At 42.8% G+C, this 19828-nt stretch carries 21 protein-coding genes; 19 read left to right on the top strand and 2 right to left on the bottom strand.

The window, feature by feature from the left end; translation table 11 throughout:
- Positions 1 to 166: 166 nt before the first annotated feature.
- The 16 genes from fliE (at position 167) to flhB (ending at position 14038) form a co-directional block, all read left to right on the top strand.
- Positions 167 to 541 (top strand): flagellar hook-basal body complex protein FliE, encoded by a 375-nt coding sequence (fliE, locus tag DC094_RS15750; protein WP_206605676.1) that lies wholly within the window; start codon positions 167 to 169, stop codon positions 539 to 541.
- 13 nt (positions 542 to 554) lie between these two features.
- Positions 555 to 2276, top strand: a complete 1722-nt coding sequence (fliF, locus tag DC094_RS15745; RefSeq protein WP_116688088.1) for a flagellar basal-body MS-ring/collar protein FliF — start codon at positions 555 to 557, stop codon at positions 2274 to 2276.
- Position 2277: 1 nt separating this feature from the next.
- Positions 2278 to 3324 carry a flagellar motor switch protein FliG gene (gene fliG / locus DC094_RS15740; RefSeq protein ID WP_241504071.1) on the top strand — a complete coding sequence of 349 codons (1047 nt, stop codon included), beginning with the start codon at positions 2278 to 2280 and terminating at the stop codon, positions 3322 to 3324.
- Positions 3324 to 4202 carry a FliH/SctL family protein gene (locus DC094_RS15735; RefSeq protein ID WP_116688087.1) on the top strand — a complete coding sequence of 293 codons (879 nt, stop codon included), beginning with the start codon at positions 3324 to 3326 and terminating at the stop codon, positions 4200 to 4202. Before fliG ends, DC094_RS15735 begins: the two co-directional genes overlap by 1 nt.
- A complete protein-coding gene (gene fliI / locus DC094_RS15730) occupies positions 4202 to 5536 on the top strand; it encodes a flagellar protein export ATPase FliI (RefSeq protein WP_116688086.1) in 1335 nt (444 codons plus the stop codon). Before DC094_RS15735 ends, fliI begins: the two co-directional genes overlap by 1 nt.
- A gap of 59 nt (positions 5537 to 5595) precedes the next feature.
- Positions 5596 to 6039 carry a flagellar export protein FliJ gene (gene fliJ, locus DC094_RS15725; protein WP_158527356.1) on the top strand — a complete coding sequence of 148 codons (444 nt, stop codon included), beginning with the start codon at positions 5596 to 5598 and terminating at the stop codon, positions 6037 to 6039.
- A 126-nt stretch (positions 6040 to 6165) separates the two neighbouring features.
- Positions 6166 to 6516 carry an Hpt domain-containing protein gene (locus DC094_RS15720; protein WP_158527355.1) on the top strand — a complete coding sequence of 117 codons (351 nt, stop codon included), beginning with the start codon at positions 6166 to 6168 and terminating at the stop codon, positions 6514 to 6516.
- Positions 6517 to 6744: 228 nt separating this feature from the next.
- The gene (locus DC094_RS15715) at positions 6745 to 8007 is read left to right on the top strand and encodes a flagellar hook-length control protein FliK (RefSeq protein ID WP_116688083.1); all 1263 of its coding nucleotides are present in this window, start codon (positions 6745 to 6747) and stop codon (positions 8005 to 8007) included.
- A 183-nt stretch (positions 8008 to 8190) separates the two neighbouring features.
- The gene (locus tag DC094_RS15710) at positions 8191 to 8706 is read left to right on the top strand and encodes a flagellar basal body-associated FliL family protein (RefSeq protein WP_116688082.1); all 516 of its coding nucleotides are present in this window, start codon (positions 8191 to 8193) and stop codon (positions 8704 to 8706) included.
- Between the two features lie 3 nt (positions 8707 to 8709).
- A complete protein-coding gene (fliM, locus tag DC094_RS15705) occupies positions 8710 to 9756 on the top strand; it encodes a flagellar motor switch protein FliM (RefSeq protein ID WP_116688081.1) in 1047 nt (348 codons plus the stop codon).
- Entirely contained in the window at positions 9750 to 10322 is a 573-nt protein-coding gene (gene fliN, locus DC094_RS22885; protein ID WP_422615588.1) for a flagellar motor switch protein FliN, read from the top strand. Before fliM ends, fliN begins: the two co-directional genes overlap by 7 nt.
- A gap of 209 nt (positions 10323 to 10531) precedes the next feature.
- Positions 10532 to 11047, top strand: coding sequence for a flagellar biosynthetic protein FliO (fliO, locus tag DC094_RS15695; RefSeq protein WP_158527354.1), 516 nt, complete (start codon positions 10532 to 10534; stop codon positions 11045 to 11047).
- Complete coding sequence (fliP, locus tag DC094_RS15690; protein WP_116688078.1) at positions 11040 to 11798, top strand: flagellar type III secretion system pore protein FliP; 759 nt, start codon at positions 11040 to 11042, stop codon at positions 11796 to 11798. The genes fliO and fliP overlap by 8 nt, the downstream gene beginning before the upstream one ends.
- Positions 11795 to 12061, top strand: coding sequence for a flagellar biosynthesis protein FliQ (fliQ, locus tag DC094_RS15685; protein ID WP_116688077.1), 267 nt, complete (start codon positions 11795 to 11797; stop codon positions 12059 to 12061). The genes fliP and fliQ overlap by 4 nt, the downstream gene beginning before the upstream one ends.
- 55 nt (positions 12062 to 12116) lie before the next feature.
- The gene (gene fliR, locus DC094_RS15680) at positions 12117 to 12908 is read left to right on the top strand and encodes a flagellar biosynthetic protein FliR (protein ID WP_116688076.1); all 792 of its coding nucleotides are present in this window, start codon (positions 12117 to 12119) and stop codon (positions 12906 to 12908) included.
- Entirely contained in the window at positions 12908 to 14038 is a 1131-nt protein-coding gene (gene flhB / locus DC094_RS15675) for a flagellar biosynthesis protein FlhB (protein WP_116688075.1), read from the top strand. The genes fliR and flhB overlap by 1 nt, the downstream gene beginning before the upstream one ends.
- Before the next feature lie 464 nt (positions 14039 to 14502).
- On the opposite strand, the gene DC094_RS15670 is transcribed toward flhB, so the two are convergent.
- Positions 14503 to 15546, bottom strand: a complete 1044-nt coding sequence (locus DC094_RS15670; protein WP_116688074.1) for a transposase — start codon at positions 15544 to 15546, stop codon at positions 14503 to 14505.
- Positions 15547 to 15862: 316 nt separating this feature from the next.
- On the opposite strand from DC094_RS15670, the gene DC094_RS15665 reads away from it, so the two are divergent.
- The 3 genes from DC094_RS15665 (at position 15863) to DC094_RS15655 (ending at position 19181) form a co-directional block, all read left to right on the top strand.
- Positions 15863 to 16210, top strand: a complete 348-nt coding sequence (locus DC094_RS15665) for a c-type cytochrome (RefSeq protein ID WP_158527353.1) — start codon at positions 15863 to 15865, stop codon at positions 16208 to 16210.
- Complete coding sequence (locus tag DC094_RS15660; protein WP_116688072.1) at positions 16207 to 17637, top strand: D-arabinono-1,4-lactone oxidase; 1431 nt, start codon at positions 16207 to 16209, stop codon at positions 17635 to 17637. Before DC094_RS15665 ends, DC094_RS15660 begins: the two co-directional genes overlap by 4 nt.
- Before the next feature lie 98 nt (positions 17638 to 17735).
- On the top strand, positions 17736 to 19181 hold the full coding sequence (locus tag DC094_RS15655) for an OmpP1/FadL family transporter (RefSeq protein WP_158527352.1): 1446 nt from the start codon (positions 17736 to 17738) through the stop codon (positions 19179 to 19181).
- Positions 19182 to 19242: 61 nt separating this feature from the next.
- Here DC094_RS15655 and DC094_RS15650 read toward each other — a convergent pair whose 3' ends face one another.
- Positions 19243 to 19524, bottom strand: coding sequence for a peptidylprolyl isomerase (locus DC094_RS15650; RefSeq protein WP_116688070.1), 282 nt, complete (start codon positions 19522 to 19524; stop codon positions 19243 to 19245).
- Positions 19525 to 19828: the final 304 nt, after the last annotated feature.

Below are 19828 nucleotides of genomic sequence, written 5' to 3'. Positions count from 1 at the left end.
TTAATTATGATCACCGCCAAATCTTCGCATTAGCTACTCGGTTTATGCGTCAAAAAAACCTTCCGCGCTTATTAAATTCCTGTAAATCAATTTGTTGGCAGTCTTGGCACGCTTGTTGAATATCCTTGGTTAGTCTGTCGGAATTTCGACTTCAGGGATAATGGAAATGAGCGGTATCGAAACCAGTCCAATGCTAGCGCAATTGCGAAATCTGCAAAGCCAGGTTCATCAGGTTAACCCTGGTCCAAAGGCAGTTGCTGGATTAAGCGAGCAAATGGGCCTTCAAGGGCTGACTGGGCAAGCACCAGCGATACAAAAAGCTGATTTTAGCCAGCTGTTTTCCCGGGCGATTAATAACGTCAACGACATTCAAAAACATTCCAACATGACCGCCACCCGCTATGAGCAGGGCGATCCTTCAATTGATATTGGGCGGGTGATGCTGGAAAGCCAGAAGTCTTCTTTGGCTTTTGAAACCACTCTTCAAGTGCGAAACCGTCTGGTTAGCGCATATCAAGACATCATGAACATGCCAGTGTAATGGGTAGTAACTAATGGCGGATTCAACTGCAGCAGCCACTGCTGACACTAATATTCAAGCGGGCTCGCCCGCGCCTGATCGCAAAATTCCATTGCCAGGTTTTTTAGGAAAACTGGCGGCGTTGTGGACTGGTATTTCCGAGCTGCCAATTTTACGTCAATTGGGGTTGATGGTTGGTTTAGCTGCTAGTGTCGCTTTAGGCGTAGCAGTCGTTTTATGGTCGCAGCAGCCAGAAAAAAGAGTGTTGTTTACTCGGTTAGATAATCAGCAAATGACCGAAGTAATGGATGCGATGGAAAGACTTCGCTTCCCTTATAGCGTTGATCAATCAACTGGGTTTTTAATGGTTGATGCTGAAAAGCTGCAAAGTGTTCGTTTAAAACTGGCGGCTGAAGGTGTGCCATCAACACCCACTACTGGTTTTGCAGCAATGCAGCAGGAAGAGTCTTCGCTGGGTACTTCAATGTTTATGGAGCGTAAGCGCTATATGCATTCGTTGCAGCAGGAGCTGGCAACCACTATTACCAGTTTAGATGCGGTAAGAAGTGCGCGTATTCACCTAGCGGTGCCACGTGATGCGGTATTTATTCGTGATCGTCGTAAGCCCAGTGCTTCTGTAATGCTTGATTTAATTAGCGGCCGTCGACTTGAAAGATCTCAGGTTCAAGCGATCGTTAATATGGTTTCAACCAGTATTCCTGAATTAACTGCCGATAAAGTGACGGTGGTTGATCAACGCGGTCGCTTATTGTCATCCGATATTGAAAAAGATCCATTAGAAGTTTCTGAGCGCCAGTTTGATTATCGAAAAAAAGTAGAGCAAGCCTACATTGAGCGAATTCAGGATATTTTACGGCCGGTTTTAGGTGATAAAGCGTTTAAAACTCAGGTAACGGCTGATATGGATTTTTCTTCGGCAGAACGGGCAGAAGAAAAATATAACCCGAATCAGTCGGCAGTTCGTAGTGAGCAATGGAATGAAGAAGAAAAAGTTGGCGATAGTCTCAATGGAGGCATTCCAGGTGCATTAAGCAACCAACCTCCCGGTGGTAGTGTTGCGCCAGAACAGGCTGCTGCTGAGGGTGCTGAGGGTGCAGTAGTTCCACTTAAGAAATCTCGACAGGGAACCAAGAACTATGAAGTGGATCGTACTGTCAGTTATGTACGCGGCCCTGTCGGCTCATTAAGTCGTCTATCAGTGGCTGTAGTCATCGATGATTTTAAACAAATCGTTAATGGCGAAACCCAGCAGACTGCACTGACTACCCAGCAATTAGATCGAATTACCGCACTGGTACGAGATGCGGTTGGATTTAGTCAAAATCGTGGCGATAGCGTCACAGTCATTAATACCGCTTTTGCACCATTGCCCCAAGAAATAATTCCAGAAGCAGCACCTTGGTATCAAATGTTATTAGACCCAAGTGTGATGCGTTATTTGTTGGCATTGTTAGTGGTTTTGATTCTGGTGTTTGGTTTGCTGCGGCCTGTAATGCGCGGTCTGGCAGGCGATACCAATAAATTACCGGCAGAGCACGAATTAGACCCCGATTTACTGGATGAAAATGGCGATTTACGCGATGACAAAATTACCTTAACCGGTTCAACCGACCTGCAATTACCGGCGCCAGAAGATAGTTATCAAGCGCAATTAAATGCAATTAAAGCGCTGGCGATGGATGACCCAGGTCGAGTAGCCATAGTGCTGCGCCAATGGATGAAGGAGGGCGAGTAACATGGCTGAAAATGAACTGGCAACGAGTGATGCTACAGGGCTTGATGCAATTAAAGGCATGGCTGGCGTAGATCGCGTTGCGCTATTGCTGATGACGATTGGTGAAGAAGGCGCTGCTGAAGTAATGAAGCAGTTTGAGCCCAAAGAAGTACAACAAATTGGTATCGCGATGGCCAGTTTGAAAGATGTAAAGCGCGAAGCGATTTCGGGTGTTTTAGATGCATTCATGGCCAATGTTGAAGGCCAAACCAGCCTCGGTATGGGCTCGGATGAATACATTAAGAAAATGCTGACTCAGGCGCTGGGTGAAGAAAAAGCCGGCTCAGTGATGGATCGAATTCTGATTGGTGCCAACACTAAGGGACTAGATACCTTGAAGTGGATGGATGCCCGCCAGGTAGCAGATATTATCCGTTACGAGCACCCGCAGATTCAGGCAATTATGGTGGCTTATTTAGAGCCAGACCAAGCAGCAGAAGTGTTGTCGTTCTTCGGTGAAAAAGTCCAGTTGGATATTGTGCGGCGAGTGGCTTCATTAGACACCATTCAGCCAATTGCACTGCAAGAATTGAACGACATTATGGAAAAGCATTTCGTCAATGGCAGCGCTGGTGGACAAACTTCTGGCATGGGTGGCGTCAAAACTGTGGCGGATATGCTGAACTTCCTCGATTCAAGTATGGAAGCGCCATTAATGGATGCGATCCGTGAAATTGATGAAGAGCTTGGCGTTCAGATTGAAGATTTGATGTTTGTCTTTGACAACATTGGCGACATTGATAGCCGCGGTATTCAAGCACTGTTGCGTGAAGTTGAATCTGAAACGCTGGTGCTGGCCTTGAAGGGTGCAGATGAAACCATTCGCGAGAAAATCTTCGGCAATATGGGTAAACGTGCGGCTGAATTCTTGCGTGAAGATCTGGATAACAAAGGGCCTGTTAAACTGTCTGAAGTTGAAGGTGCGCAAAAAGAAATTATTTCGATTGCTAAACGTATGGCAGATTCTGGTGAAATTACACTCGCTGGTAAAGGCGAGGAGATGCTCTGATGCTGATCAGCAACAAAGAGCAAACCTCAGGTGTTATCGCTGCTGAAGATGTCACTGAATTAACCAGTTGGGATTTGCCCTCAGTTAATGGCCCGGTAGTGGAGAATTGGAAAGATCAGCAGAAAGAACAGCTGGTTCAGGCGCGTTCTGAGTTGGGTCTCAAACCGGCGGTTAATCAGATACAACAAAAATCTGTGCAACAAAAAAAACAGTTGCAGCAATCAAAAATCCGCCAGCAGATAAAAGACGTGCGTCAAAACGCCAGTAAAACAGGCTTTAAAGAAGGGCTTATTAAAGGTAAGGAAGTTGCTTTTGAAAAAGGCTTTCAGCAAGGCATGGGGCAAGGTTTAGCTCAAGGTATTGAACAGGGGCGAATGCAAGGTTTAGAGCAAGCTCAAGCAGAGCAGCAGCAATTGTTGCAACAGCAGCGAGTCGAATTTTCTCAGCTGATAAGTAGCTTGAAACAAGGCTGGTTGTCAGGGTCAGATGCTACTAATTCAAATTCGCAGCTTGATCAATTGCAGCAAGAAATTTTGCAAATGGTTGACTGTATTTCTCGCCAGGTAATTGGCCAACAATTAAAAATTGCGCCGGAACAAATTTTGGCCGTAATTCATGAATCATTAAAGCTGCTAAACCAAGCAAAAAATGCTCAGTCAGATGAACAGCCGGTCACTATTTATTTACATCCCCAGGACGTCGAATTAATTCAGCAATTAGCGCCGGCAGAAGCCGCCAATTGGGTTTTGGAAATGGATCCGGAGATTACTCGCGGCGGCTGTCGTGTATCTCGAAATGTATCTGAAGTCGATGCCACTTTAGAGCAGCGTTATAGCGCTATCGCCGCCAGCTTGCTTGATTCTTCTGGAGCGCTTTAATGCAAGATTTAATTAAAAAGTTACAGGCTCGCCGTCAAGATATTGAGTCGAGTAAAAGTGGCTTGCAAGTGAGTGGGAAATTAACTCGCATGGTTGGTTTGACTCTGGAAGCACAAGGTTGCGTTAGCCCGGTGGGTAGTCGTTGCAAGGTCGAGTCTGCCTCGGGCGAATCATCGATGGCTGAAGTAGTTGGTTTTGATACCAATAAATTATTTTTAATGCCAATTGGACCAATTGAAGGTTTAACACCCGGCGCAAAAATTATTCCTACTGGAGAAACTGCATCGGTTCCGGTGGGCGATATGTTGTTAGGCCGAGTATTAGATGGCGCAGGTAAACCGCTAGATGGAAAAGGTCCATTAATCGGCGCCCAAAAAGCTTCGCTAACCGGTAAGCCGATTAATCCATTAGGCCGGGCACCAATTGAAAAACCACTCGATGTCGGAATTCGGGCAATTAATGCTTTGTTAACGGTCGGGCGAGGCCAGCGGATGGGGCTTTTTGCCGGTACTGGCGTTGGTAAAAGTGTTTTGCTTGGAATGATGACTCGCCATACCGAAGCCGATGTGATTGTGGTTGGGCTGATCGGAGAACGTGGCCGAGAAGTTAAAGAATTTATTGACCATATTTTAGGGCCTGAAGGTTTGCGCCGCTCTGTAGTGGTTGCTGCTCCGGCCGATGAATCCCCTTTAATGCGTTTACAAGGCGCCATGACCGCGACCGCAATTGCCGAATATTTCCGTGATCAAGGCCTGAATGTGTTGTTGCTAATGGATTCTTTAACCCGATTTGCTCAGGCACAGCGCGAGTTAGCTTTAGCGATTGGTGAACCGCCTGCTACTCGCGGTTATCCGCCTTCAGTATTTGCCAAATTACCGGCGTTGGTAGAAAGAGCCGGTAACGGGTTGCCTGGTGGTGGATCGATTACTGCGATTTATACCGTACTCACTGAAGGCGATGACCAACAAGATCCAATTGCCGATTCGGCGCGGGGTATTTTAGACGGTCATATGGTGCTATCGCGGCATTTAGCTGAGTCGGGTCATTATCCGGCAATTGATATTGAAGCCTCGGTTAGTCGGGTAATGAACCAAGTGGTTACACCGGAGCAGCAGCAGTTGGCTTTGCAGTTAAAAAGCATGTTCAGTGCCTGGAGTCAGAGCCGTGACCTGATCAGTGTCGGTGCTTATAAACAGGGCAGTGATTCACAAGTCGATCAAGCTATTGCATTAATGCCGAAAATTAAAGAGTTCTTGCAGCAAGATTTTAGACATTCATCCAATTTTGAACAGAGTAGCTCACAGCTTCAGCAGTTAATGAATTCAGCCAGTTAATTTTGATGGGTCGAGCATAAGCTAGGGCAATGCTATACGACCAGAAAAGGAGTTATTTTATGAGCGATGGTTTAGAAACCTTAATCGATCTGGCAGAAGATCGTAAAACACAGGCGCAGCGGCAATTGGGTGATGCACGAACCGTAATGGCGAGTGAGCAAGCCAAACTGAATCAATTAGAAGGCTTCGCTGACGAATACCGTGAGAGCTTCAATTTTCGTGCAGGCTGTGGCATGAACCCACAAAAGCTGATCGCTTACCGCCAATTTCTTAACCAGCTACATACCGCAGTGTCACAACAGTCGGATCATTATCAAGCCAGTGATTTGCGAGTTAATCAGTGTGTGGGTGATTTACAAGATAAGCGTAAGGATTATGAAAGCCTTAACTTATTACGCCAGAGACGTCGGGATACCGTTGTGAAAATTGAAGTGAAAAAACAGCAAAGAGAAGCTGATGATTTTGCAATGCGGCGCTTCCGTTCATTTGCAGAAAGTGAGTAGTTGTCTGTTTTTCGGCGTATTTGGTAAAAAGATGTGCGCTAAATTACGATTTTATCTGGCCAGACTGTAATCTGCTGCCATAATTCACTTTATATCATAGGGATATGTTCACCTGCGGGGATGCACATGATAGGGCAAAGTGAAATGCAGCATCTGGACAATGAGGTTCTGGATGAATTGCAGGATATAATGGGAAAGGATTTTTCTCTGTTAATTAGCACTTTTGTTTCTGACTCTTTGCACAGATTTGAATCTATGCGAGATCATTGGGTTGCAGGTGATATGGTTGCCTTGTCGAGAGATGTGCATAGTTTAAAAGGCAGTAGCAGTAATGTAGGTGCAGTCTCATTGAGTGAATTTTGTCAGCAGCTAGAAGTTCAAGTTAAGGCCGGTGAAATGGATTCAATTGAAATGATTCTGGATATGATTGGTAAAGAGCGATCAACAGTTTGCCAGTTAATGGAAGTTTTCTTGTAAAGTTTTAAAAAATGAAAAAACATCGAATTTAAAAAAGGCAGCTAAAGGGCTGTCTTTTTTGTGTCTGAAATATGACTTTTTAACAAAAGTCAGCCCTTTAGTACCGCAAATAGTACCGAAAATAGTGCCGTAAAATTGTCATTATTATCTTGGCACACTCCTTGCTCTGTAACCCACATAATACGGTTCAATTGACTTTTATTGCTGGTCAGCAAAAGTGAGGCAAGGGTGCTTAATTCTGTCACGGCAGTTGCGGCTGCTGAAACAAGCCCAGAAATTAAAAATACGACCAATGCTACTGAAAGCAGTGGGCGATTTTCCGATATATTTCAGAATACTGCAAAAGAAGCTTCTACAACGACAGCAGGGGTGAATGACGCTGAGTTTGCGGATACAGCTTCAGGTAACAACGACACAATCGAGGTATTGTCCGGATCAGCAGAAAATGAAGCGCATGATTTACTAAAAATATTAGAAGCTGAAGAATCCACTGAGACAGTTGAATCGTCAGAGGATATGGCGCTTGATGGGATGGATGAAATAAATCCGCTATTAAATCTACTTCGGCAGTCTCGTGACATCAGTAAGTCAGAAAATAAACAGATATTATATGGTGAAGCTGCAAAGTCTGAACAAACAGTTGCTTTATCTGTTTTGCAGCAAAGTCGCTTAAAAGACAATTTATTGACGCAGACAAAGAATGAAGCAACCAGTGATGTTGGTGGTATGGGGTTTTCTGCCAAAGCAAAGAACGGTGATTTTTCAGCTGAATTAGATGACTTAAATTTAGATGGCTCGGCTAAAAAAGAATGGTCTGGTTTGGATTCAGAACTAAAGCTGAAGTCTGATAATAATGAAAAGTCATTAGATCTAAAGCCATTACTGGATCAAATGAAATCTGCCGCTGACGCTATTAAATTATCAGCATCTTCTGCAGCAGTAACTGGGGATCTATCGCTAGAGGGAGCTGGGCTTTATAGTCAACCTTCATCAGTGACTGCGTCATCTCAAGCGCTCTCTAGTCAATCATCTGTTGAAGGTAGCCCTTTGCAAATGCACGCCGAACCAAAAGCCATTGCTAGTCAATTAAATGACAAAATTATGGTGATGATGGCGCGCAATATGCAACAAGCTGATATCGAGATACATCCATCCGAATTAGGACCTTTAAGAATTCGAGTTGAAATGGATGGTGATCAAGCCAGTTTGCATTTCACTGCACCTCATATGGCAACTAAGGAAGTATTGGATCAAGCGTTGCCCCGTTTAAGAGAATTGTTCGACCGTCAGCAGCTAAACCTGGGAGAGGTCAATGTTGATTCAGGGCAAGCTGGGCATACTGGCGAAAATACTGACAACGACGCTTACTCGGGTGGCGATGGGAGTTCAGAGAGTCAGCAAATAGTGTCTACTGATGACCTGCAAGATCAAGATGGTTGGCAGGAAGTAGAGATTGCACCAGCTGATAATGGTCTGGATTTTTATGCTTAAAGCAAGCCTATCTCAACTGAATCTGCTTAAGACAAATCAAAAAAGAAATGTCGATGGCAAATTATTTTTTTAAATAATGGTATTTGGATCTCTGAATATTGAAGCCTGTTGTAGCAATATTCACCGGATAAGCGTCAGTAAATTGTTGTCAGTTTGTCATAAGTTGCCGAAGAGACGATAAAAATGGCGGATATAGAAGTCGACTTAAGTGGGGAAGTTGAAAAAGGTATGGGTAAGAAAAAGTTAATTATTATCGTCGTATTGATTCTATTGCTAATTGGCGGTGGTGCTGCTGGATGGTGGTTCTTCTTACGAGGCGCACCTGACGATTCAGCCAGTGCAGAAGCCGAACAGTCTGCTCAGCAACAGGCTGCTGTTCCGCAAACGGCTATTTATTATCCTATTAGGCCGCCTTTTGTAGTGAACTTTGATGGTAGTGCAGGTGTTCGTTTTTTACAGATACATGCAGATGTTCTGGCGAGAAGTCCGCAAGCAATAGAAGCAGTTAAAAAACACATGCCACTAATTCAGAATCGATTGTTGAGCTTGTTTTCTGAGCAAAACCCTGAAGAGTTGAAAGACTCTCAGAGTATGGAAGTGTTGCGCCAAAAAGCACAGGATGCAGTGAATGGCGTAATGCAATCTCAAAACTTACCAATAATTGAAAAATTATTGTTTACCAATTTTGTGATGCAATAAAAAATGAGTGTTACTGATCTCCTTTCTCAAGACGAAATCGACGCCCTATTACATGGCGTTGATGACGGCGATATTGAGGTAGAGGAAGACTCCAGCGATACAAACGGCTTTAGCTCTTTTGATTTTGCCGCTCAGGATCGAATTGTTCGTGGGCGAATGCCAACGCTGGAAATGATTAATGAACGGTTTTCGCGTTTCTTACGGATCAGTTTATTTAATTTATTACGTCGTAGCCCTGAGATATCAATTAACGGCGTGCAAATGCTCAAATTTAGTGAGTATGTGCATAGTCTTTATGTTCCAACCAGTTTGAATATGGTTCGGATGAAGCCTTTAAGAGGCACTGCATTATTTACGCTTGAAGCCAGATTGGTATTTTTACTGGTTGATAATTTCTTCGGTGGCGATGGCAGGTTCCACGCCAAAATTGAAGGGCGTGAATTTACACCGACGGAAACCCGAATTGTTCAGCTGCTATTGAAAGAAGTTTTTCATTATTACGCAGAAGCTTGGGCACCGGTCAAGCAAGTTGAATTTGAATATATGGGTTCAGAAGTGAACCCGGCGATGGCCAACATTGTTAGCCCAAGCGAAGTGGTCGTGATTTGCAGCTTTCATATTGAACTTGAAGGTGGTGGTGGTGATTTTCATTTAACCATGCCGTATTCGATGTTGGAGCCGATTCGTGACTTGCTTGATTCTGGTCTGCAAACCGACCGTGAACAATCTGATGAACGTTGGAGCTGCGCTTTAAAAGAAGAAATTTTTGAAGCGCCGGTAGAAATATCTGCTGAATTAGCTGAAGCATCATTAACCTTGAGAGAGTTGATGGAGATGAAGCCAGGAGATGTTATTCCGATCGAAATGCCTGAGCGGATTTTAATGCGAGCGGAGCAGATACCGACACACTATTGTAATTTTGGTGTATCTAACGGCCAAATGGCTTTAAAAATTAAAGAGCAAGTGCCGCGTCCGGTACAGAGAAGTTTTAGTAATGAGGACGAAGACGGTGATGCCGATGAAGATGAGAAAGGTGAAGTAGCATCATGAGTGAAAATGATAATGAAGATCTAGATGCACAATGGGCAGCGGCTATGGCTGAGCAGGGTGTTGAAGAAGACCAGGAAGATATTGATGCGTTGTTGGGAGATTTTGCGGCAGATTCAGCACCCGCTATGACTGCAGAACCTCCAGTCGATGCTATGACAGCACCCCAATTTCAACAGCAGTCACAACAACAAGCACAACAACAAGCGCAACCAATGCCCGCCGGACCAAGTGAATTTCAGCCAGAACAAGTATCGGCGATGGATTTTGATCCGCTAAATGATTCAGCGACAGGCTTTGGTGCAGGCAATCCAAATCTGGATGTAATTCTTGATATTCCTGTGACCATTTCAATGGAAATTGGCCGTTCAAAAATTAACATACGGAATTTATTGCAACTTAATCAAGGTTCTATTGTTGAGTTGGACCGACTAGCTGGTGAACCGTTAGATGTTTTAGTTAATGGAACATTGATTGCCCATGGCGAAGTGGTTGTGATCAACGAAAAATTTGGTATTCGGCTGACTGATGTTATCAGCCCGTCCGAGCGAATCAAAAAATTAAAGTAATGAATTATAAATTTGCAGGTTTAAAAATTCAGCGTCTGTTTTATCTCAGGTGTTTTTTTTTAGCAACTAACTTAGCTTCAGGAGCCAAGAGTGCATGGCTTTCTGGGTGTTTTATTGTTGCTGTTTTATACTCAAGTGCTAGCTTCGCTGAGTCTGATTTTACTGACAAGAGTCAACTGAAGATTACAGAGGCTGCACCAATAGCGGCCGTGACTTCCTCGAAGCAAGCTGCTAATCAGCAAGAGATATTAATTAATAAAAACATACAAATAAAAGAAGCTCCGCCAGAATTAGCTGTTACAAATACCTCGCTTACGGATGTTTTTTCCCCTTCGAACAGTAAATTTGCTAACAAGCCTGAAACTAGTTTGATTTCTGTTGTTGAATTGTTAGGTTCATTATTAGTAGTTGTCGCGCTGATTTTATTGCTGGCCTGGATTTTAAAGCGGATGGGCATGGCGGGGCCAAACAATGGCACATTAAAAGTGCTATCTAATTTGCCATTGGGGCAAAAACAGCAGCTATTAGTGGTGCAAGCAGGTGAACATCAGTTGTTGCTTGGTGTCAGTTCGGGCTCGATTAATCTGTTAAAAGAATTTGAAAAGCCGATTGTTGACGCTCAATTATCAACTTCAAATCAAATTACATCTAATATATTTTCTGGAAAAATCCCCAATAAGTTCTCTAACCATTTAGCTCGTGCATTAGGTAAAAAAAATGACTAGAAAAATCATTGGTTTTTTAATTCTGATGTTTCCAGTGATTGCGCTTGCTGAACCGGGGATTCCAGCTGTTTCTGTGACTGCCGGTGCGAATGGCGGCCAGGAATTTACTGTGAGCTTGCAAGTTCTGGCGATTATGACCGGGCTTACCTTGCTGCCATCACTGGTGATGATGACCACAGCATTTACCCGTATCGTAATTGTGCTTGGTTTGTTACGGCAAGCGATGGGCATGCCAACGGTGCCATCTAATCAAGTTATTTTGGGTTTGTCCTTATTTCTGAGTTTTTTTGTGATGTATCCGGTTTTAGAGCGTGCCAATCAAGAAGCGTTGCAACCGTATATGGCTGAAGAAATTACATCGATGCAGGCGCTAGAAAAAGCCAAGCGCCCCTTTGCTGAATTTATGATCGAACAAACCCGTGTTGCAGATATCGATATGTTTATTCGTATGGATGGAGGCGATAAAATGCCGGACACTTTAGACGAAGTACCTTTCCATGTATTGGTACCGGCATTTGTAATTAGCGAATTAAAAACTGCTTTTCAGATAGGTTTTTTATTATTTTTGCCCTTTTTGGTAATCGATTTGGTGGTCGCCAGTGTACTAATGGCAATGGGTATGATGATGTTATCGCCAATGGTTATTTCATTGCCTTTTAAAATCATGCTGTTTGTAATGGTCGATGGCTGGACGATGATTATTGGAACATTAATGACAAGCTTTGGCGTGGGAAGCGGAGTTTTATCATGAATGAAGGGTTTATTGATCTATTCCGTGAGAGTTTGATGGTAGTAGTGAGTGCCACTGCGGTAGTCATCATTCCAGGTTTGCTGGTTGGTTTGTTGGTTGCGGTTTTTCAGGCGGCAACATCAATTAATGAACAAACGCTTTCTTTTGTACCAAAACTTTTTGTTACCTTGATGATGATAGGGCTTGCTGGGCCTTGGTTATTACGCCTTTTCGTTGAATTTGCTCGGCAAGTTTTTACTGAAATTCCCGGACTAATTGGCTAATTATTTAATCGTACAATTGGTTTTTAATTAACCTTTAAACTATTTGAGTTAACCCTTGCAACCTGAAGCTTTATTTTTTTCCTCGAGTTTGGATCAACTGATTAGCTGGGTTGAGAGCTGGCTGTTGCCGCTGTTTCGTATTTCTTCGATGTGGATGGCAATGCCTTTGTTTGGCTCAGTTCTTATGACGGCTAAAATCCGTCTTGCCGCTTCTCTTGCACTGGGTATGGTGATGATTCCATCCCTGCCAGTTATTGCCGCAATCGATCCTTTGTCGCCACAAATGATTTTATTGGTCGCCAGAGAAATTGGTATTGGTGCAGTAATTGGCTTTATGTTGCAGCTAGTGTTTCAAGCAGCAGTTTTTGGTGGTCAGCTAATATCGAACCAAACTGGACTTGGCTTTGCTGCAATGGTTGCACCACAAAATGGTGTCACAGTGCCGATGGTGGCGCAATTATATCAGTTGCTTTGTGGTTTGATGTTTTTAACCATGAATGGTCATTTGGTGTTGATTCGCGCACTGCAACGTAGTTTTGAAGTCATGCCGGTTGCAGCAGGCAATTTTGATCCAAATATTTTATTTAAACTAGTTAGCTTTGTCAGTTGGGTTTTTGCTGGAGGAGTGATGGTTGCTTTACCAGCCGTTGCTGCGCTGCTATTTATTAATTTTTCTTTTGGCGTTATGAGCCGTGCTGCACCGCAATTTAATATTATTTCAATTGGTTTTCCAATCACCATGCTGTGCGGTTATGTAATTGTTTGGTATACGCTGTCCAGTTTTTTGGGTCAGTTGGGTATTTTGCTTGAACGTACTTTTATTGCATTAGAAGGGTTGATTGTCTAATGGCTGATGAAAGTTCTGAAAAAACAGAAGAACCCACACCCAAACGGCAAAAAGAGTCGAAGGAAAAAGGCCAGGTTCCCCGATCCCGCGAATTAACTACACTGGTGATGATGCTAACTGCATCGGCTGGTTTAATGGTGGTTGGTAAATACATCTATCAAGCATTAGAAAATGTTTTCCATCTAAGCTGGCAGCCGCAGCGGCACATGCTACAAGACCCGGCTTGGCTAGTTCAAGCAACTGGTTTGGCATTAAAACAAATGGTAATGGGTTTGCTGCCTTTTCTATTAATGATGGTTGCTGCAGCTATTATTGGTAGTGCAATGTTAGGTGGCTTGAATTTCAGTCAAAAAGCACTTGGCTTTAAAGTCAGTAAAATGAACCCTATGAAAGGCCTTGCCAAAATGTTTGGCCTTAAAGCTTTAGTTGAATTGGGAAAATCATTAGCTAAGTTTTCGATCGTTGCGTTGGTTGCTTGGTTCTTGTTGCAAAACACCATTGATGACTTTGCTCGTTTGGCGGGGATTCCGCTAGATCTGGCAATCCCAAGGGCGATGGAGATTCTTGGGTGGTCACTGCTGAAGTTATCTTCCACTTTGATTTTAATTGCTGTGATAGATGTGCCGTATCAGTTATGGGACAACAGTCGTCAATTAAAAATGAGTCTGCAAGAAATCAAAGATGAAATGAAAGACAGCGAAGGTAAGCCTGAGGTAAAAGGGCGAATCCGTCAGTTGCAACGAGAGATGTCACAACGAAGAATGATGGCTGACGTGCCGGAAGCTGATGTGATTATTACCAACCCAACGCATTACTCTGTGGCATTAAAATACAAGCATGGCGAAATGGATGCGCCGATCGTAGTTGCTAGTGGTGTTGATCATGTGGCACTAAAAATTCGTGAAATTGCTAAAGAATATGAAGTGATTATGGTGACAGCACCACCGCTTGCCCGTGCTATTTACTATTCCAGTGAAGTGGGTGAGCCGATTAATGAAGGGCTGTATTTATCAATTGCTCAAGTACTAGCATATGTTTATCAGCTGAATGAATTCCAAAAAGGCCAAGCTACCCAACCTGAGATGCCGGGTGAATTCGATATTCCAACCGACCTTCAGCGTGAAAAATAAAATGACACCCACATTAAATTTTATTCTAATTTATATGTGATTAAGTATGCTTATAGATTAGCCAGTTGAAATTTCAGCCACCCAAAATATTTTTTATACGGTTGTTGCCGGATTAAATTTTTACCAGGGTCGTTCGATTTTTTTATATTTTAGCAGCGAGAAAGATAAGAAAACGGATAGTGACAAATAAAATGACACCCACATTAAATTTTATTCTAATTTATATGTGATTAAGTATGCTTATAGATTAGCCAGTTGAAATTTCAGCCACCCAAAATATTTTTTATACGGTTGTTGCCAGATTAAATTTTTACCAGGATCGTTCGATTTTTTTATATTTTAGCAGCGAGAAAGATAAGAAAACGGATAGTGGTAATATTTTTAATGAAGTAGCTAGGTTAGGAGGCAATAGTCCACTTGAGTCCAACGTCTCAGTATCAATTTACAAAGATATTGGTGTTTGATTAACTATCTCGCTGTTGCTGCCACCACCGGCTACTTGAAAATCCTTTGCACCACTTCTTATTAAAATGACTAGCGAAATCTTTTAGCTTTTCAAAAGTGCCAATAGCAGATCCAAAACTATTGAGACCATAATTTCGATTTGATATGGTATGTAGCCATTGTTCAGGTTGTATTGTCTTGTTGCTAACTATATGTAAAATTGTAGCTAGTTTAGAGTTCATCTTTGCTTTATTGTCAGAATTAATGGCTCTTGCCGTGGTATCTACTAGTTGCAAGTAATCTTTGAGAGTAAAGGGAATTGATGACTGATTGCAAGCTCCTAGTCGGTGGAAAGCCTTGAGTTTTGGTATTGCTTTTTTTGTTGCAATAGCCTTATTTTCTATTCGATTTATTCGATTTATTCGATTTATTCGATTTATTCGATTCTGAATGGAAGTGAATTCAGATGATTGGGGTGTTTTCGCAATTCCAGCACGAATTGGATTGAGATCGACATAAGCCATACATGTCAATATGGCGGTTTGATCTAGTAACGCTTGTGATTTAAATCGGCCTTGCCAAAAACGACCGCTACAGTTGTCTTCTTGATTAGCCATTCTGGCAATAGGTTCGTTCAGTGAACGCATAAACCAGCTGATATCTTTCAATCGTTGTCGGTAAATTTCTGCATCTTGCTGTAAAAAACTGAGTTCGGCTTGGCTTAATGCTTCACCTGACAAATAACGCTGACAAAGTTCTGAACCATTGAAAATAGCAGTCCAACGACGCAAGATCTGATTCATATCTAATTTGAAGTTTTTTTGAGTATTAACATACAAAACTAGATGATAATGGTTAGACATTATGGCGTAGCTTGCTAACTCAATTGTAAAGGATTTACAGAGTTTACTTAATCGGCTGCTAATCCAACTACGGCGATGACTGTGGTCAATGCCAGTATCAGGATCGATGCCGCAAAGCCACGCTTTTCGAACAGTTCTACTCATTACATGGTAATAGGGTGTTAGCGTTGCATCTATTAGAGCATAACGAGGGGTAGCCATAACCACTCCAGCTTATATCAGTGGATTGCTAAGGTTATAAGAACAGTTCTTGAAATGGAAATTAAAGAATTTTGACTTGTTATAAAAAAAATTTTGGTTGTCTAAGATTTTGGTTTTTCGAATGAGAACAAGATAACAGCTATAAAATTATTTTTGAGAGTGATGAATAGAATTGTGGTTGTCAGAAATTTTTTCGGCAAAAATGTTTCCAACTGTAACTGGTTCTAAAGTTTCGGGTAATTTTTCTTAAATTGGTATTTGTCAGTTTTGCCGACATGTGATCTTATTGGTAGCTGATCCATTGATGGAGAAAGCTATGTTGCCAAGGATTCGCACACTGCTGTTGCTGGTATTCAGTACTACTTTCACAGCGACATTCCCAACCAATGCATGGTCTGCCGATGACTATGTACTTGATCTTTATTCAACCTATTGCGTTGCCTGTCACACTGCGCCTCAATCTGGTGCACCACAAGCATTTGATCATAGCGACTGGCAACAGCGTTTATCGAATAAAGGATTGAATGGACTTGTTAATTCTGCTGTCAGTGGGTTTAAGAATATGCCGCCAGTAGGTGGTTGCGGAGAATGTACCGCAGAAGATCTGGAAGATCTGATTCGTTATATGTCGAGTGCCAAATCTGATCAGGGAAAGCAATCATGAAGTGGGATAGAGTTAATCTTAATCGTCGGGATTTATTAAAAATTGCCGGTGTAGGCGCAGTATCGGCTGCATTACCTGGCTGTAGTGATAACACAGCAAGCGTAGCTAAAAAGCCGGTGGGAATAACCGGGATTGATGGCCGCAGAGTATTGCCCTGGAGTAATTGGTCAGGAAACCAAAGTTGCCAACCTAATCAAAGATTGGTTCCTCGCAATGAATCGCAATTAATTGAAGCGGTGAAAAACAGCCAGCAACCAATTCGTTGTGTTGGATCTAGCCATAGTTTTTCTAATATTGTTGCCACTGATAATACCTTAATGTCTTTAGCCCGTTTTCGCGGCGTAAAAAATATTGATAAAGCGACCAGGCAGGTGGACATTGCTGCAGGAACGCGTCTTGCTGATATTGGTGAGCCGCTCTGGGAAGCAGGGCTTGGCCTAATCAATATGCCTGATATAGATACCCAATCTCTGGCAGGTGCAATTGCAACGTCGACCCATGGAACAGGAAAAACGCTAGGCTCCATGTCGAGTACGGTTCAGCAAATCACCATGATCAATGGCCAAGGTGATAAAGTCATTTGTTCGGCAGAACAAAATTCTGATGTATTTAATGCCGCCAGAAATAACATTGGCATGTTAGGTGTGGCCACCGAGTTTCGCTTGCAGGCCAAGCAACGCTATCACTTGAAAGAACGTAGCTGGATGTTGCCGCTGGGTGAAGGTTTGGCACAAATAGAACAGCAGCGAGACCAGCACAGGCACTTTGAAGCCTACGCCTTGCCCCATGCAGATTATATTTTATTTATTAGTCTCGATGAAGTAGATCAAGAGACCTTTGCTAAAGCACCTGCGGTTGAAAATAACGGCGATGCTTATGAAACCTTCCGAACATTGGCCAAAGTTATCGACTACGCGCCATTTATGCGTAGTTTCATTATGAATCGTGGTGCCGCGACGGTAGACCCTGAGGAGCGTTACGGCAGAAGCCATGATATTTTCGGAAATTTACGCGACATTCGATTTAATGAGATGGAATATTCGATTCCGGCTGAGCACGGCGTTGAGTGTTTGTCTGAAATTTTAGCGACGATTAAAAAACATGATGTTGATGTTATTTTTCCGCTTGAATATCGCTACGTCAAGGCTGACGATGTCTGGCTAAGTCCTTTCTATCAGAGAGATTCTTGTTCAATTAGTTGCCACAACTTCCATGACCGCGATTATAAAAAATATTTCGCGCTTTTAGAGCCGATCTTCAAAAAATACCAGGGCCGACCTCATTGGGGAAAAATTCATACGCTAGAACAATCGCAATTAAGTGCGCTATATCCTCGTTGGGATGACTTCATGAAAGTGCGGCAACAAATGGATCCTCAAAATAAATTTGTCAGTAATAATTTAAAAGAATTATTTTCAATTGGTTAATGAAAGCAAATACGCGATAGAAGCGATGCTTAAAAAACAATAAAAATAAATTGCACTTGTCGAAAGCATTTCAAGTGCCTAAGCAATGGATGGCTTCAATGCAAACCGATAACGATAAAACAAAACTGTTGCGCTATAAGGCGATTCCACTGCTGATTGCCAGCCTTTCAGGTGCTCTGCTTTGCAGTACAAGCGCACAGGGGCAGGGGTTTTATGTTGATGAACAAAGTAGTCGCAGATTGGGCGATGCTTTTTCTGGAGGTGCAGCAGAAGCGGCTGATGCATCGACTTTGTTTTATAATCCTGCGGGTCTGACGCGTCTTCATGAATCAGAGTTGATCAGTAATTTATCGATGGTTTCGGCAAACTCGAAAATTCGTGGTGATTCTTTCATCGTCAATAAGTCGGGCGATCAAGATACGACTTTTGGTAAAGATGCCGATGGAAAAGATATTGTTTCTAAATCGAGCAAGGTTGAAGGAAGTAAAAACGGTATTGATAGTTTGTCGGTAATCCCTTCTATTTATTTGGCTATTCCGAAAACAGACCGGTTAACTTTAGGGCTTGGTGTTAATGCACCATACGCAACCGGCACTCAATTTGATGATAATGAAGTATTTCGCTACCAGGTCAAAGAGTCTGAAATCACAGGGATTAGTTTTTCTTTTGGTGCTGGTTATGAATTAACGCCGGCGTTTTCAATTGGTGGAACGGTTAATGCGCAATATGCCAGTGTGGTGCAAAACCTGGATTTAAATTTGTCAGGTGTTTGTCAAAGTACTTTGGGTGATGATTTGGCGCTGCCGGTTTGTGGTGCGATAGGTTTAATTGACCCAAGCACGCCACAAAATGACATCAATTTGAATATCGAGGGTGATTCACTGGATTTTGGTTATACATTAGGTGGCTTATATCAGTTCCAAACAATTAGGGTTGGTTTTAATTACCGCAGTAAAATCACCCATAAGCTGGATGCTGAAATAGAATTGACAGATGTAAGTCTAGCCTTGCCGGGTGGCGCAAAAGTAGGCGTTCAGGGTATAAATAGTAAAGGGCAAATGATACTTACTACGCCAGAGTCGGCCTCTTTGGCAGCTTTTTGGCAAGTTAGCCCAGATGTAACTTTACAAGGTGATTTTGGATTTACCCGCTGGAGCAGATTCGAACAAATCCCAGTGACTGTTGACACGCTAGGCCTGACATTACCGATAGAACAAAATTGGCGTAATAGTCGACGGCTAGCATTCGGTGGTAGCTACCGTTATTCTCCAGCGCTGCTGTTAAGAGCTGGCATGGCCTTTGACGAGTCACCGATTCCAGACAGTAATGTGACGGTTGATTTGGGTTTAAATCACTACAAAGCATTTTCGGTTGGCATGAGTTATCGCTTCGATCGGGATTTATCGTTGGACATGGGTCTGCAGCACACTATGACCAATCAGCGTCAGCTTGATCAGTTAAGTCTTGCGGAAGATTCTCGTGCAACGGGTGAGATAACCAATAAATTTAATTCTTTTGCAATGGGCTTACGCTGGAAGCTATAAATTAGTTTTTAAACAAAAAAGCATGGCAGAAACGTCATGCTTTTTTTTGTTTCAATCAGGGTTATTTAGTATATAAAACCTTGATTAAATGAAATCCAAATTTGGTCTTGATCGGTCCAAGCACTTTTAATTCTTCGCCACTAAAAACAGCCTTATCAAAAGGGCCGACCATGGTGCCGCGCTTAAATTCACCTAAATCACCACCCTTTCGCTTCGATGGGCAAATCGAGTGTCGACTGGCCAGCTGGCTAAAGCTGCTGCCGTTGTCGAGTTTTTCTTTTAGCGCAAGGCATTCAGCCTCAGTTTTAACCAGAATATGTAATGCCGCTGCCCGCTTGGCCATGTGCTTCTCTTACAAGGGTTGAATCAATTGCGGCGAAGTGTAATGGATTCGTTATTTCATGCAAACTCAATCTGTCATGCAGCGGTTGACTCTTAAGAATATCGGTTTACAAACTTACTTGCGGCGCTAGTGTTTTTAACCAATCGGTTTGGCAGATAACAACTGGTAAGCTTGGTTGCTTTAGAGCTTAGTTGTAGCAACAAACTCATTTGTAAATCGCCATCAAACCAAGCCTGAATTGATCTGACCCCTCTAGCATTTAGCCAATCTGGCGAGTAAAATTCCGCTCCATTCTATGCCTGAT

The sequence above is a fragment of the Pelagibaculum spongiae genome, assembly GCF_003097315.1.
Lineage (GTDB): Bacteria > Pseudomonadota > Gammaproteobacteria > Enterobacterales > Pelagibaculaceae > Pelagibaculum > Pelagibaculum spongiae.
This window is presented reverse-complemented; position numbering and strand designations above follow the sequence as displayed.